The sequence below is a fragment of the Curtobacterium sp. MCBD17_030 genome, assembly GCF_003224255.1.
In the GTDB taxonomy this organism is placed as follows: Bacteria; Actinomycetota; Actinomycetes; order Actinomycetales; family Microbacteriaceae; genus Curtobacterium.
In genome coordinates, this window is the sequence record NZ_QKLI01000001.1 from 297,154 (window position 1) to 311,932 (window position 14,779).

A 14,779-nucleotide genomic window follows, 5' to 3' on the forward strand; every position below is an offset into this window, starting at 1 on the left:
TTTGTCGGACCGGCTTCGTAGAATCGTCTGCGATGACCATCACCTCTGACCGCGGAACCGCCATGTCCGGCCCGGACGACTTCGACGAGCCGTCGGACCTGCACCTGCCCGGCGGGACGGCCCCGCACGACACGTCGACGCTCAGCGTCCGTGGTGCGCGCGTGCACAACCTCCGAGACGTCGACCTCGAGATCCCGCGCGACTCGCTCGTCGTGTTCACCGGGCTGTCCGGCTCGGGGAAGTCCTCGCTCGCGTTCGACACGATCTTCGCCGAGGGCCAGCGGCGCTACGTCGAGTCCCTGTCGGCGTACGCCCGCCAGTTCCTCGGCCAGGTCGACCGCCCCGACGTCGACTTCATCGAGGGCCTGTCGCCGGCGGTGTCGATCGACCAGAAGTCGACGAACCGCAACCCGCGTTCCACGGTGGGCACCATCACCGAGGTCTACGACTACATGCGTCTGCTCTGGGCGCGCATCGGCATCCCGCACTGCCCCGTCTGTGGTGAAGTGATCAGCAAGCAGAGCGTGCAGCAGATCGCCGACCAGCTGATGACGCAGGAGAGCGGCACCCGTTTCCAGGTGCTCGCGCCGATCGTGTCGAAGAAGAAGGGCGAGTTCGTCGACCTCTTCCAGGAGCTCGCGGCCTCCGGCTACTCGCGCGCCATCGTCGACGGCGAGCGGATCCAGCTGAGCAGCCCGCCGACGCTGAAGAAGCAGGTCAAGCACGACATCTCCGTCATCGTCGACCGCCTGGTCGCCAGTGACGACATCCTCGGACGCCTGACGGACTCGCTCGAGACCGCCCTGCGCCTGACGAACGGCACCGTGGCGATCGACCTCGTGGACCACGAGGGCCCCGGCGCCGTCCGGACCTACTCCGAGAACCTGTCGTGCCCGAACAACCACCCGCTGGCCCTGACCGAGATCGAGCCGCGGACCTTCTCGTTCAACGCCCCGTTCGGCGCCTGCCCGGAGTGCTCGGGCCTCGGTACCCGGATGTCCGTCGACCCGGACCTGGTGCTCGGCGACCCCGAAGCCTCGCTGAAGGACGGCGTGCTGCTGCCCTGGACCGGCACCAGCGGCCTGTACTCCTACTTCGAGAAGCTGCTCGCCGGTCTGGGCAAGGAGCTCGGGTTCCGCATGGACACCCCGTGGAGCCAGCTGCCGTCGTCGGTGCAGGCGGCGATCCTGACGGGCAAGGACTTCGAGGTCTCGGTGTCCTGGCGGAACCGCTTCGGCCGCGAGATGCGGTACACGAGTGGGTTCGAGGGCGTCATGCCCTACATCGAGCGGAAGTTCGCCGAGGCCGAGACCGACTCGCAGCGCCAGCGCTTCCAGGGCTACCTGCGCGAGGTGCCCTGCCCGGTGTGCGACGGCACCCGCCTGAAGCCCGAGGTGCTCGGCGTGACCGTCGACGGTCGCAGCATCGCCGACGTCACGAGCATGGCCCTGGACCAGGCCTACGCGTTCATGGCGGACATCGCCCTCACGGATCGCGAGGCGCACATCGCCGCGGCCGTCCTGCGGGAGATCCGGGCGCGTCTCGAGTTCCTGCTCGAGGTCGGCCTCAACTACCTGACGCTCGCGCGCGGAGCAGGCGGGCTCTCCGGCGGCGAGGCGCAGCGCATCCGTCTGGCGACGCAGATCGGTTCCGGCCTGACCGGCGTACTCTACGTGCTCGACGAGCCGAGCATCGGTCTGCACCAGCGCGACAACCGCCGGCTCATCGACACCCTGGTCAAGCTCAAGGACCTCGGGAACACCCTCATCGTCGTCGAGCACGACGAGGACACCATCCGCACCGCTGACTGGGTCGTCGACATCGGACCGGGCGCGGGCGTCAACGGCGGCAACGTCGTGCACTCGGGCTCCTACGCGGACATGATCGAGAACCGCGAGTCGATCACGGGTGACTACCTGGCCGGACGTCGGGCGATCGAGATGCCGTCGGAGCGCCGGAAGGTGAACCGCAAGCGCGTCATCAGCGTGCAGGGTGCGCGGGCGAACAACCTCAAGGACGTGGACGTCGACTTCCCGCTCGGGGTGTTCACGGCGGTCACCGGCGTGAGCGGTTCGGGCAAGTCGACGCTGGTGAACGACATCCTCTACAAGGTGCTCGCCAACCAGCTCAACGGTGCCCGACACATCGCCGGCAAGCACACCCGCGTGAAGGGCCTCGACCAGCTCGACAAGGTCGTGCACGTCGACCAGGCACCGATCGGCCGCACCCCGCGCTCGAACCCGGCGACGTACACCGGCGTCTTCGACCGCATCCGTCAGCTCTTCGCCGAGACGCAAGAGGCCAAGACCCGTGGCTACCAGCCCGGTCGCTTCAGCTTCAACGTCAAGGGCGGGCGCTGTGAGAACTGCTCTGGCGACGGCACGATCAAGATCGAGATGAACTTCCTGCCCGACGTCTACGTCGCGTGCGAGGTCTGTGGCGGCGCCCGGTACAACCGCGAGACGCTGCAGGTCCACTACAAGGGCAAGAGCATCTCCGAGGTCCTGGACATGCCGATCAGCGAGGCGGCCGAGTTCTTCGAGCCGATCTCCGCGATCCACCGGTACATGGCGACCCTGGTCGACGTCGGCCTCGGCTACGTCCGACTCGGCCAGAGCGCGACGACCCTGTCGGGTGGCGAGGCGCAGCGCGTCAAGCTCGCGACCGAGCTGCAGCGTCGCTCGAACGGCCGCACCGTGTACGTGCTCGACGAGCCGACCACGGGTCTGCACTTCGAGGACGTCCGGAAGCTGCTGCTCGTGCTGCAGTCGCTGGTCGACAAGGGCAACACCGTCATCACGATCGAGCACAACCTCGACGTCATCAAGTCCGCCGACTGGCTCATCGACATGGGTCCCGAAGGCGGTTCGGGTGGTGGCACGGTCCTCGCGACCGGCACCCCGGAGCACGTCGCCGACGTCCCGGAGAGCCACACCGGTGTCTTCCTCCGCGAGATCCTCGAGGCGCAGGACGCCCGCGTGGGCAAGGAGCGGTCGGTCGGCGCGCGTCGAGCAGGTGCACAGAAGGCAGGTGCTCGCTAGGTGGCCGACACCGTCCCCTGGCGGCCGAAGGCGGGTGAGATCCCGACCGACCCGGGCGTCTACCGATGGCGCGACGGCAACGGTCGGGTGCTCTACGTCGGCAAGGCGAAGAACCTCCGCGCCCGCCTGAGCAACTACTTCGCGCCGCTGCCGACCCTGCACGAGCGCACCCGGCGGATGGTCCTGACGGCCAAGAGCGTCGAGTGGACCACCGTCGGATCCGAGATCGAGGCGCTGCAGCTCGAGTACACGTGGATCAAGGAGTTCGATCCGCCGTTCAACGTCAAGTTCCGGGACGACAAGTCGTACCCGTACATGGCGATCACGATGGCGGACGAGGCGCCCCGCGTGATGGTGACCCGGAACCGCAAGATCAAGGGCGCCAAGTACTTCGGGCCGTACCCGAAGATCTGGGCGGTGCACGACACGATCGACCTGATGATCAAGGTCTTCCCGATCCGCACGTGCTCGGAGTCCTCGTACAAGCGGGCCATGCAGACCGGCAAGCCCTGCTTCCCGGGGCAGATCGGCAAGTGCGGCGGCCCGTGCTCCCAGCGCGTGACCATCGAGGAGCACCGCGCGCTCGTCGAGGAGTTCGTCCGCTTCATGGGCAGCTACGACCGACGCGTCATCACGCAGCTCCGGCAGCGGATGGCCGCGTCGGCGGACGCCATGCAGTACGAGCAGGCCGCGCGCTTCCGTGACCAGGTCGAGGCGCTCGAAGCGGTCCTCGAGAAGTCCGCCGTCGTGCTCAAGGACTCGGTCGACCTCGACCTCTTCGGCATCGCCGAGGACGAACTGGCCGCGGCCGTGCAGCTGTTCTCGGTCCGTGGCGGCCGCATCCGCGGTGTGCGCGGCTGGGTGGTCGACAAGGAGCTCGACATCAGCACCGGCGACCTCGTCGAGCAGATCGTGCAGGGCGTGTACGCCGACGACGGGCTCTCGACCGGTGCCGACGGTGCCCTGCTCACGCAGGCGAGCGCAGACCCCACCCCGGGCGTCGCGAACGACGGCCCGCCGCGTGAGGTCGTCGTGCCCGTGCTGCCGGACGACGCCGACGCGCTGCAGCAGTGGCTCAGCGACCGCCGTGGGGGTCGTGGCACGAAGCTCAGCACGGCGCAGCGCGGTGACCGGGCCGGACTGGCCCGGACCGCGTCACAGAACGCCCAGCAGGCGCTGATGCTCTACAAGACCAAGCGCTCGGCCGACTACACCACGCGGGCCGCAGCCCTGGCCGACATCCAAGAGGCCCTCGGCATGAGCGAGGCACCACTGCGGATGGAGTGCTACGACATCTCGCACCTGCAGGGCACGAACGTCGTCGCCTCGATGGTCGTGTTCGAGGACGGCCTGCCCCGCAAGGACCAGTACCGCCGCTACACGATCGCCGAGACCACCGACGACACCGACAGCATGTACCAGGTGCTCACACGGCGCCTGGCGCGGCTCGACGAGGACGCGGCAGTACCCGACGTCCCGGACGTGACGGGGGACGGCGTTGTCGAGGGATCGAAGCCCTCGAAGCGGTTCGCGTACCGGCCGCAGCTGCTCGTCGTCGACGGCGGGCAGCCCCAGGTCGCGGCGGCGAAGCGTGCGCTCGACGAGGCCGGGGTCCGGGACATCGCCCTGGTCGGCATCGCGAAGCGCCTCGAGGAGCTCTGGCTGCCGGACGACGACTTCCCGGTGATCCTGCCGCGCAACTCCGAGGCGCTCTTCCTCATCCAGCGCCTCCGTGACGAGGCACACCGGTTCGCGATCACGCACCAGCGTACACGTCGGAAGCGTGACGTGCGCTCGCAGCTGTCCGAGATCCCCGGGCTCGGACCGAACCGCGTCTCGGCGCTGCTCAAGCACTTCGGGTCCGTCGCCCGGCTCCGGCAGGCGACGCCGGAAGAGGTCGCCGAGGTCCCGGGCGTCGGACCGGCGACCGCGGCCGCGGTGGTCCGGAAGCTCACGACGGTGCCGGCCAGTGCGCCAGAGTCGGCCAGTGCACCTGGACCGACCGGTGCACCTGGACTGACCAGTGCGCCAGAGCCGCCCGAGCCCGTCAGTGCTCCCGCGCCGGCAGGCCCGGTGCGTGTGCCCGAGCCGACCCCGGACGGTCCGCACCGGCCTGTGTGACCCCGGCACGGGCCTCCCGGCCGGACGGTAGCCTGGACGCGGACCCGGGGCGTGCAGCCCGAGGGTCCGCGGGCCGACCCCTGCCGAGCGCACCGCGCACGGCGACGACGGGCGACCCGCCCGGCCAGACCACGATGGAGCCCCTTCGCAGATGACCGACACCACCTCGCAGCAACAGCACGACGTCCTCATCGTGACGGGCATGTCCGGCGCGGGGCGGTCGACGGTCGGCAAGGCGCTGGAGGACCTCGGCTGGTACGTCGTCGACAACCTGCCGACGCAGATGCTGGGGCCGCTCACCGACCTGGCGGACCGAGCGGGGGAGTCGATCCCGAAGATCGCCACCGTCGTCGACGTCCGCGGCGGCCGGTTCTTCACCGATCCCGAGCGTGCCGTGCAGTCGCTTCGCGAGAGCACGAGCGCCCGCGTCCGGGTGCTGTTCCTCGAGGCCACCGACCAGGTCCTGGTGCGGCGCTTCGAGCAGGTGCGCCGGCCGCACCCGCTGCAGGGCGAGGACACGCTGCTCGACGGCATCGCACGGGAGCGCACTCGGTTGCTCGGCCTCCGCGAGGCATCCGACCTGATCATCGACACGTCCGACCTGAACATCCACCAACTCGCGAACTCGGTGACCGAGAAGTTCGCAGAGGACCGGTTCGTCGGAGTCCAGGTGACGCTGATGAGCTTCGGGTTCAAGTACGGCCTGCCCGCCGACGCCGACATGGTGGCCGACGTGCGCTTCATCCCGAACCCCTACTGGGTGCCGGAACTGCGGCCGCACACGGGGCTCGACAAGCCCGTCTCCGACTACGTCATGGAGCAGTCCGGAGCCCGTCCGTTCGTCGACCGCTACGCCTCGGTCCTCGAGCCCGTGTTCGAGGGGTACCAGCGCGAGAACAAAAGACACGCTACGATCGCCATCGGCTGTACCGGCGGCAAGCACCGTTCGGTCGCCATCGTCGCCGAGTTGGCGAGCCTCCTCCGCGGGATGCCCAACGTCGCCGTGCGTGTGAAGAACCGAGATCTCGGCCGGGAGTGACCGTCCCACCGGCCGCCTCCACACGTGTGCGCCCCGGGACCGCAGAACCCCACCCCGAAGAACGTAAGGAATGATGCCGTGCCGTTGACTGCCGAGGTGAAGGACGAGCTGGCCAGGGTCGTCGTCAACCGGAACACGGTCCGCGCCGCCGAACTCGCGACCGTCCTGCGCTTCGCCGGGGGCCTGCACGTCATCTCCGGCCGCATCGCGGTCGAGGTCGAGCTCGACACCCGGATCATCGTGCACCGGGTCCGCAAGGACCTGGCCGAGCTCTACGGCGTCCGCAGTGAGGCCTCCGTCGGCTCGACCGCGTCGTCCCGTCGCGGCACCCGCTACCTGGTGCGTGTGCTCGAGGCGGGCGAGACGCTCGCCCGCCAGACCGGCCTGATGGACGCCCGTCGTCGTCCGGTGCGGGGCCTCCCGAACCGGCTGACCACCGGCAACCGCGAGGACCTCGCCGCCATCTGGCGCGGGGCGTTCCTGGCCTCCGGCACCCTGACCGACCCGGGCCGTGCCGCCGCGCTCGAGGTCACCTGCCCGGGCAACGAGGCCGCGATGGCGCTCGTCGGTGCAGCCTCCCGCCTCGGGATCGCCGCGAAGGGCCGTGAGGTCCGCGGGGTGCACCGCGTCGTGATCCGTGACGGCGAGGCGATCGGTCAGATGCTCACGGCCATGGGCGCCGCCCGCACCACCGCCGACTGGGAGGAGATGCGCCAGCGCCGGGAGGTCCGGGCCACCGCCAACCGCCTGGTCAACTTCGATGACGCGAACCTCCGCCGTTCCGCGCAGGCCGCCGTGGCCGCGTGCGCCCGGGTCGAGCGGGCGCTGGAGATCCTCGGCGACGAGGTGCCCGACCACCTGCAGTACGCCGGTGCCCTGCGCCTCGAACACCGCGACGCCTCGCTCGACGAGCTCGGCCAGCACGCGGACCCGCCCATGACGAAGGACGCCATCGCCGGGCGCATCCGCCGACTGCTCGCGATGGCTGACAAGCGTGCCAGCGACCTCGGCATCCCGGGCACCGAGGCGAGCGTCCCGGAAGAGCTCGAGGGCGCCTGACCGCAGCCCGGGCCGGGCAGTCAGCTGACCCACCGTCGGACCCCCGTGGCCGCCGCACCCGCCCCGTCCCCAGGACGGCGTCATGCAGGCCGTCCGCGGGGGTCCGACTGCTAGGGTCGGTACGGCGACGTCACGGGGCCCATCGTCCCCGTGCGTGGGTCGGCCGTCGTCCGCGACGACGCCTCCACACTCCGAAAAAGCAGCGTCTCCCGAGGCGCTCCACACCCAACAGGAGATCCATTGACCGTCAAGATCGGCATCAACGGCTTCGGCCGGATCGGCCGTAACTTCTTCCGCGCCGCTCTGGCCAAGGGCAGCGACCTCGAGATCGTGGCGGTGAACGACCTCACCGACAACGCGTCCCTCGCGAACCTGCTCAAGTACGACTCGATCACCGGCAAGCTCGGCGTCTCCGTCGAGCTCGACGGCGACAACATCGTCGTCGACGGCAAGGCCATCAAGGTCCTCGCCGAGCGCGACCCCGCCAACCTGCCCTGGGGTGAGCTGGGTGTCGACATCGTCATCGAGTCGACCGGCTTCTTCACGAAGGCCGCCGATGCGCAGAAGCACATCGACGCCGGTGCCAAGAAGGTCATCATCTCCGCCCCGGCGACCGGTGACGACGTCACGATCGTCCTCGGCGTGAACGAGGACACCTACGACGCCGCGAACCACCACATCATCTCGAACGCCTCGTGCACCACGAACAGCCTCGCGCCGCTCGCCAAGGTGTTCCACGACGCGTTCGGCATCGAGCGCGGTCTCATGACCACCGTGCACGCGTACACCGCCGACCAGAACCTGCAGGACGGCCCGCACAAGGACCCGCGTCGTGCCCGTGCGGCCGCGCTGAACATCGTCCCGACCTCCACCGGTGCAGCGAAGGCCATCGGCCTGGTCCTGCCGGAGCTCGCCGGCAAGCTCGACGGCTTCGCGCTCCGCGTCCCGGTCCCGACCGGATCGATCACGGACCTCACGCTCGAGACCAAGGCCGACGTCACCGTCGACGAGATCAACGCGGCGTACAAGGCCGCCGCCGAGGGTCCGCTGAAGGGCATCCTGCTCTACAGCGAGGACCCGCTGGTGTCGACCGACATCACCACGGACCCGCACTCCTCGATCTACGACTCCGGCCTGACCAAGGTCATGGGCAACCTCGTCAAGATCACCTCGTGGTACGACAACGAGTGGGGCTACTCGAACCGCCTGGTCGACCTGACCGAGTTCGTGGGCGAGAAGCTCTGACCTGATGGCTCTCCGCACCCTCGAGGACCTCGGCGACCTCGCCGGCAAGCGTGTCGTCGTCCGCTGTGACCTGAACGTCCCGCTCAAGGACGGCACGATCACGGACGACGGCCGCGTGCGGGCGTCGCTCACCACCCTGAACACCCTGATCACCGCCGGTGCGCGCGTGGTCGTGGTGTCCCACCTCGGCCGGCCCGACGGCGAACGGAAGCCCGAGTACTCACTCGCGCCCGTCGCCCAGCGCCTGTCCGAGCTGCTCGGCAAGCCGGTCGCCTTCGTCGACGAGACGGTCGGCGACGACGCGACCGCGGCTGCCGAGGCCCTCGAGGACGGTGACGTCCTGCTGCTCGAGAACCTCCGCTTCAACCCGGAGGAGACCTCGAAGGACGGCGCCGAGCGGACCGCCTTCGCGGAGCGCATCGCCGCACTCGGGGACGCCTTCGTCTCCGACGGCTTCGGTGTCGTGCACCGCAAGCAGGCCTCCGTCTACGAGCTGGCGTCGGCGCTCCCCAGCGCTGCCGGTCAGCTCATCGAGCAGGAACTGACCGTGCTCGAGCGGCTGACGAAGGACCCGGAGCGGCCGTACACCGTCGTGCTCGGTGGTTCGAAGGTCAGCGACAAGCTCGGTGTCATCGACCACCTCCTGCCTCGGGTCGACACGATCTGCATCGGTGGCGGGATGCTCTTCACCTTCCTCGCGGCCCAGGGCCACGGCGTGGCGAAGTCGTTGCTCGAGCAGGACCAGCTCGACACGGTCCGCGAGTACCTCTCGCGGGCGACCGAGCTCGGCGTGACCATCGACCTGCCGACCGACGTCGTGGTGGCCTCCGGGTTCGCCGCGGACGCCGAGCACGTGACGGTCGCCGCGGACGCCATCGAGTCGTCGTCGTTCGGCACGGACGGCATCGGCCTGGACATCGGACCGGAGACGGCCGAGCGGTTCGTGGCAGCGGTCTCCGCGTCGAAGACGGTCTTCTGGAACGGCCCGATGGGCGTGTTCGAGTTCCCGGCCTTCGCCGCCGGCACGAAGACGGTCGCCCAGGCGCTGACCGAGGTCGACGGTCTCGGTGTGGTCGGCGGTGGCGACTCCGCCGCCGCGGTCCGGTCGCTCGGGTTCACGGACGACCAGTTCGGCCACATCTCCACCGGTGGTGGAGCGAGCCTCGAGTTCCTCGAGGGCAAGTCGCTGCCGGGTCTCGAAGCACTGGGGTGGTCCGCATGAGCCGCACGCCGCTCATCGCGGGGAACTGGAAGATGAACCTTGACCACCTCCAGGCCATCGCGACCGTCCAGAAGCTCGCGTGGACCCTCAAGGACGCCCGGCACGACCACGCGGACGTCGAGGTCGCGGTGTTCCCGCCGTTCACCGACCTGCGAAGCGTGCAGACCCTGATCTCGGCGGACAAGCTGCCGCTGGCGTTCGGTGCCCAGGACCTCTCGCAGTACGACTCGGGCGCCTACACCGGTGACGTCTCGGGCGCCTTCCTCGCGGCACTCGACGCGAAGTACGTCATCGTCGGGCACTCCGAACGTCGCACCATGCACGGTGAGACGGACGAGGTCGTGGCTGCCAAGACGGCCGCTGCCCTGAAGCACGGTCTCGTGCCGGTCGTCTGCGTCGGCGAGACCGGCGAGCAGCGGGAGCAGCGCGGGGCCGGCGTCGTGCCGGTCGAGCAGCTCCAGGTCGTCCTCGGCTCCGTGCAGCCGTCCGAGATCGTCGTCGCGTACGAGCCGGTGTGGGCCATCGGTTCCGGCCAGGCAGCGACCGCAGAGCAGGCGCAGGACGAATGTGCAGCGTTGCGCCGCGGGATCGCCGCCGCCTGGGGTGACCAGGCCGCTGCCGACACGCGGGTGCTGTACGGCGGTTCGGTCAAGTCGGGCAACATCGCCGGCTTCCTCCGCGAGCCCGACGTCGACGGCGCCCTCGTCGGCGGCGCGTCCCTCGACGTGCAGGAGTTCGCCGCGATCGCGCGGTTCCAGCAGCACGTCGGTCTCTAGACCAGCACCGCCGAGGCGCGACGGGCATCGCCCGTCGCGCCTCGTGCTGTGCCCCTCCCGAACCGCCCAGCACGTCCGGGTCCCGACCGCGCTCCGCGTGACCGGTATACTCGGATGGCTGACTGACACGAAAGGTACGTCGTGGCGATACTCTCCGTCGTGCTGCAGGTCCTGCTCGCGATCACGAGCCTCCTGCTCACGCTCCTCATCCTCCTGCACAAGGGCCGCGGTGGCGGTCTCTCCGACATGTTCGGCGGTGGTGTGACGAGCAACCTCGGGGCATCTGGCGTCGCCGAGCGCAACCTGAACCGCATCACGGTGATCCTCGGGCTCCTCTGGATCTCCAGCATCATCGTGCTCGGTCTCATCAACAAGTTCACGGCAGGGAGCTGACATGGCATCCGGAGGAAGCGCAATCCGCGGGTCGCGCGTCGGCGCGGGCCCGATGGGCGAACAGGACCGTGGGGTCCAGGCCGAGCGTGTGGCCATCTCCTACTGGGACGCGATGGGCAACGAGGTCGTCCGGTACTTCGCCGCGAACCTGCCCGACGACGAGATCCCGGAGACGGTCGACTCGCCGTCAACGGGTCTGCCGGCCGGTCGTGACAAGGAGAACCCGCCGCAGGTCGCCAAGACCGAGCCGTACAAGACGCACCTCGCGTACGTGAAGGAGCGTCGCACCGAGGAAGAGGCAGCGCAGCTCCTCGAGGACGCGCTCCAGCAGCTGCGCCAGCGCCGCGGGACCGCAGCCAAGTAGACCACCACCGGGTACAGAGAAGGCCCCCGCACCGATCGGCGCGGGGGCCTTCTCTGTCATCGCCGTGACGGTCCGGGAGCGGACGACGGACGGGAGGCCCGGTACCAGCTGGTACCGGGCCTCCCGTCCGTGTGCAGGCGCGTCACGCGCCCCGTGCGTCAGTACGTCGACGCAATGAGGTTCTCCGGGACGTCGCGTGCGGCGTCCTGGTCGACGAAGAAGACGGTGCGCTTCCGACCACGCACGCCGCCGACGGGGACCTCGTCGACCGAAGCGCCCGCGAGTGCCAGCCCGAGGACCGACGCCTTCTCGGCTCCGGACAGGATGACCCAGACGCGCTGCGAGGCGTTGATCACCGGGTACGTGAGCGTCAGGCGCTGTGCCGGCGGCTTGGGGGAGTCGTCGACCGGGACGACCTTGCGGTCGGTGATGCGCAGCTGCGGGAACTCCGGGAACAGCGAAGCGGTGTGGCCGTCCGGTCCGACGCCGAGCAGGGTGATGTCGAACCGGGGGGTCTCGGCGGAGTCCGGGGCAGCGGCGAGGAGTTCGCGCTCGTACTGCTCGGCGGCCTCGTCGATGCTGATGCCGGCGTCCGACGGAGCCATCGGGTGGATGTTCTCCGGCGGGATGCTCACGTGGTCCAGGAAGTCCGTCTGCGTGCCGGTGATGTTGCGGTCCGCGTCCCCCTCCGGCACCCAGCGCTCGTCGACCCACCAGACGTGGACCTTCGACCAGTCGACGCTCTGCTTCGCCTGCGACTGACCGATCGCAGCCAGGACGAGAGTGGAGACGGAGCCCCCGCTGATCGCGATGTCGGCTCGCCCCTGCTCGTCGAGGACGTCGATGATCTTCGTGATGAAGCGTGCGGCGACGGAGGCGCCGAGGGCCTGCTTGTCGGGGTGCACGAGCACCCGCCGTTCGTTGGTCACGTGACTCCTGTGTTCGTGTGCGGTCGGTGTGCCCGCGGGCCGGTCCGGCCGGCCGTCCGACCGTCCACCGTGCGGGTGGGGGAGGACGGGCGGCCGGACCGTGGTGGTTCAGCCCGCGATGCGTTCGCGGAGCTTGGCCACCCCGTGCTTGACGACGTCTCCGAAGAGGACGTCCGGGTCGAGTCTACGGAGTTCCTCGGCCAGGCAGTCGCGGAGGTTCCGACGGGGCAGGGACAGGTCGTGCGTCGGCTGACCGGGCATCGACAGCGTCGCCACGTCGACCAGGGACCGCTCGAGTTCGATGGTCCCGGACTCGCGGATCAGCTTGACGCCGTGGATGCCGCTCGAACCGGTCGCCCGGGGCGAGGTGGTGACCTCCACCGGGACCTTGAGCTGCAGTCCGAGCCAGGCCGCGAGCAGGACGGTCGACGGGCTGTCGAACGCGCCCGAGACCTCCACCGCGGTGATCGGCTCGAACGGCGGCTGGTCGAGCGCGGCGGCGAGCTGGTTCCGCCAGAGGGTCAGGCGGGTCCACGCGAAGTCGGTGTCACCCGGTGCGTAGGAGTCGGCCAGCGCCATGATCGCCGCGTTCGGGTCCTTCTGAGCGGCTGCGTCCGTGATGCGACGCTGGGCGATCCGGCCGAGCGGGGACGCCGAGGGCTTCTCCGGCGCGGCTTCCGGCCACCAGGCCACGACGGGCGCGTCGGGCAGCAGCAGCCCGGTGACCAGGCTCTCCTCGTCCGCCGCGGTCTCGCCGTAGGCACGGAGGACGATGACCTCGCTGGCTCCGGCGTCGCTACCCACGCGGATCTGCGCGTCGAGCCGGCCGGGGGACGCGACGTCCCCCTCGTTCTTCGACACGATGACGACGCGCATCGGGTGCTCGCGGGACGCCTGGTTCGCGGCCTCGATCGCCTCTTCCTCGCGACCGAGGGCGGTCGAGACTATGAGGGTGAGGACGCGGCCCAGGGCGACGGCGCCGCCCTCTTCGCGGATGTGCACCAGGGTCTTCTGGATCTTCGAGACCGTGGTGTTCGGCAGGTCGATCTTCATGGACGCCTCCAGGTCCGACCGTCGCGGGCCAGGAGCTCGTCGGCCGAAGCCGGGCCCCAGGTGCCGGGACGGTACTGTTCGGGCTGGCCCTGAGTCCGCCAGAACTCCTCGATCGGGTCGAGGATCTTCCAGGACAACTCGACCTCCTGGTGCCGCGGGAACAGCGGCGGGTCACCGAGGAGCACGTCGAGGATGAGCCGTTCGTAGGCCTCGGGAGAGGCCTCGGTGAACGCGTGGCCGTAGCCGAAGTCCATCGTCACGTCGCGGACCTGCGTCCCGACGCCCGGGACCTTCGAACCGAAGCGGAGCGTGACGCCCTCGTCCGGCTGCACGCGGATCACGAGGGCGTTCTGGCCGAGCGGGGACTGCTCGATGCCGAAGACGTCCTCGGGCACGCGCTTGAACACGATCGCGATCTCGGTCACCCGACGACCGAGTCGCTTGCCGGCACGCAGGTAGAACGGGACGCCCTGCCAGCGGCGGGTCGCGATGTCGAGACGGATGGCCGCGAAGGTCTCGGTCGTGGACTCGGGGTTCATGCCCGCTTCCTCGAGGAACCCGAGCACCTTCTCGCCGCCCTGCCACCCACCGGCGTACTGCCCGCGGCTGGTCGCCGTGGACAGGTCCTCGGGCAGGCGGACCGCGGAGAGCACCTTCTCCTTCTCGGCACGGAGGTGTCCGGCCTTGAACGAGACGGGCTCCTCCATCGCCGTGAGGGCGAGGAGCTGCAGGAGGTGGTTCTGGATGACGTCGCGCGCCGCGCCGATCCCGTCGTAGTACGCGGCTCGTCCGGCGACGCCGATGTCCTCGGCCATCGTGATCTGCACGTGGTCGACGTAGTTCGAGTTCCAGATGGGTTCGTACATCTGGTTCGCGAACCGCAGCGTCAGGAGGTTCTGGACGGTCTCCTTGCCGAGGTAGTGGTCGATGCGGAACACGTCGTCGGGAGCGAAGACGCTCTCGACGATGGCGTTCAGCTCACGTGCGGTGCGGAGGTCGGAGCCGAACGGCTTCTCGACCACGACGCGGCTCCAGGAGCCGTCGCGCTTCTCGGTGAGGCCCGAGACCTTGAGCTGCTCCGTGACCACGGGGAACATCTTCGGCGGGATGGAGAGGTAGAAGGCGTGGTTGCCGAGCGTCCCACGTTCGGCGTCGAGCGTGTCGACGGTCTCCTTGAGCAGCCGGAACGCCTCCGGGTCGTCGAACGATCCCTGGACGAAGCGGATGCCCTGTTCGAGCTGACGCCAGACGTCCTCGTCGAAGGGGGTCCGCGAGTGCTCCTTGACGGCATCGTGGACGAGTTGGGAGAAGTCCTGGTCCTCCCAGTCGCGCCGAGCGAACCCGACCAGCGCGAATCCCGGGGGCAGGAGCCCCCGGTTCGCGAGGTCGTAGACCGCGGGCATCAGCTTCTTCCGGGAGAGGTCTCCCGTCACCCCGAAGATGATGAGGGTGCTGGGACCCGCGATCCGGTTCAGTCGACGGTCCGCGGGCAACCGGAGCGGATTGTGCTCCGGGGTGATCGCCACCGGTGACATGT

Annotated in this window: 12 protein-coding genes; 9 read left to right on the forward strand and 3 right to left on the reverse strand. The window is 69.5% G+C overall.

Annotated elements, in window-relative coordinates; translation table 11 throughout:
* Positions 1-32: 32 nt before the first annotated feature.
* The 9 genes from uvrA (at position 33) to DEI89_RS01365 (ending at position 11,260) form a co-directional block, all read left to right on the forward strand.
* Positions 33-3,041 (forward strand): excinuclease ABC subunit UvrA, encoded by a 3,009-nt coding sequence (gene uvrA / locus DEI89_RS01325; RefSeq protein WP_258366068.1) that lies wholly within the window; start codon positions 33-35, stop codon positions 3,039-3,041.
* Entirely contained in the window at positions 3,042-5,162 is a 2,121-nt protein-coding gene (gene uvrC / locus DEI89_RS01330; protein WP_110902221.1) for an excinuclease ABC subunit UvrC, read from the forward strand.
* Between the two features lie 151 nt (positions 5,163-5,313).
* Positions 5,314-6,201, forward strand: coding sequence for an RNase adapter RapZ (gene rapZ / locus DEI89_RS01335; RefSeq protein WP_110902222.1), 888 nt, complete (start codon positions 5,314-5,316; stop codon positions 6,199-6,201).
* 78 nt (positions 6,202-6,279) lie between these two features.
* Complete coding sequence (gene whiA / locus DEI89_RS01340) at positions 6,280-7,260, forward strand: DNA-binding protein WhiA (RefSeq protein WP_110902223.1); 981 nt, start codon at positions 6,280-6,282, stop codon at positions 7,258-7,260.
* 240 nt (positions 7,261-7,500) lie between these two features.
* Positions 7,501-8,505, forward strand: coding sequence for a type I glyceraldehyde-3-phosphate dehydrogenase (gene gap, locus DEI89_RS01345; RefSeq protein WP_110902224.1), 1,005 nt, complete (start codon positions 7,501-7,503; stop codon positions 8,503-8,505).
* Positions 8,506-8,509: 4 nt separating this feature from the next.
* Positions 8,510-9,727 (forward strand): phosphoglycerate kinase, encoded by a 1,218-nt coding sequence (locus DEI89_RS01350; protein WP_110902225.1) that lies wholly within the window; start codon positions 8,510-8,512, stop codon positions 9,725-9,727.
* Complete coding sequence (gene tpiA, locus DEI89_RS01355) at positions 9,724-10,503, forward strand: triose-phosphate isomerase (RefSeq protein WP_110902490.1); 780 nt, start codon at positions 9,724-9,726, stop codon at positions 10,501-10,503. The genes DEI89_RS01350 and tpiA overlap by 4 nt, the downstream gene beginning before the upstream one ends.
* A gap of 141 nt (positions 10,504-10,644) precedes the next feature.
* Complete coding sequence (gene secG / locus DEI89_RS01360; RefSeq protein WP_110825023.1) at positions 10,645-10,896, forward strand: preprotein translocase subunit SecG; 252 nt, start codon at positions 10,645-10,647, stop codon at positions 10,894-10,896.
* Between the two features lies 1 nt (position 10,897).
* On the forward strand, positions 10,898-11,260 hold the full coding sequence (locus DEI89_RS01365) for an RNA polymerase-binding protein RbpA (RefSeq protein WP_110902226.1): 363 nt from the start codon (positions 10,898-10,900) through the stop codon (positions 11,258-11,260).
* A gap of 158 nt (positions 11,261-11,418) precedes the next feature.
* On the opposite strand, the gene pgl is transcribed toward DEI89_RS01365, so the two are convergent.
* The 3 genes from pgl to zwf all read right to left on the reverse strand — a co-directional run bounded on the left by pgl (position 11,419) and on the right by zwf (position 14,777).
* Positions 11,419-12,189 (reverse strand): 6-phosphogluconolactonase, encoded by a 771-nt coding sequence (pgl, locus tag DEI89_RS01370; RefSeq protein ID WP_110902227.1) that lies wholly within the window; start codon positions 12,187-12,189, stop codon positions 11,419-11,421.
* 108 nt (positions 12,190-12,297) lie between these two features.
* Positions 12,298-13,242, reverse strand: coding sequence for a glucose-6-phosphate dehydrogenase assembly protein OpcA (locus DEI89_RS01375; protein ID WP_110902228.1), 945 nt, complete (start codon positions 13,240-13,242; stop codon positions 12,298-12,300).
* Positions 13,239-14,777: a glucose-6-phosphate dehydrogenase gene (gene zwf / locus DEI89_RS01380; RefSeq protein WP_110902229.1), complete on the reverse strand. Its 1,539-nt coding sequence runs from the start codon at positions 14,775-14,777 to the stop codon at positions 13,239-13,241. The genes DEI89_RS01375 and zwf overlap by 4 nt, the downstream gene beginning before the upstream one ends.
* Between the last annotated feature and the right edge of the window lie 2 nt (positions 14,778-14,779).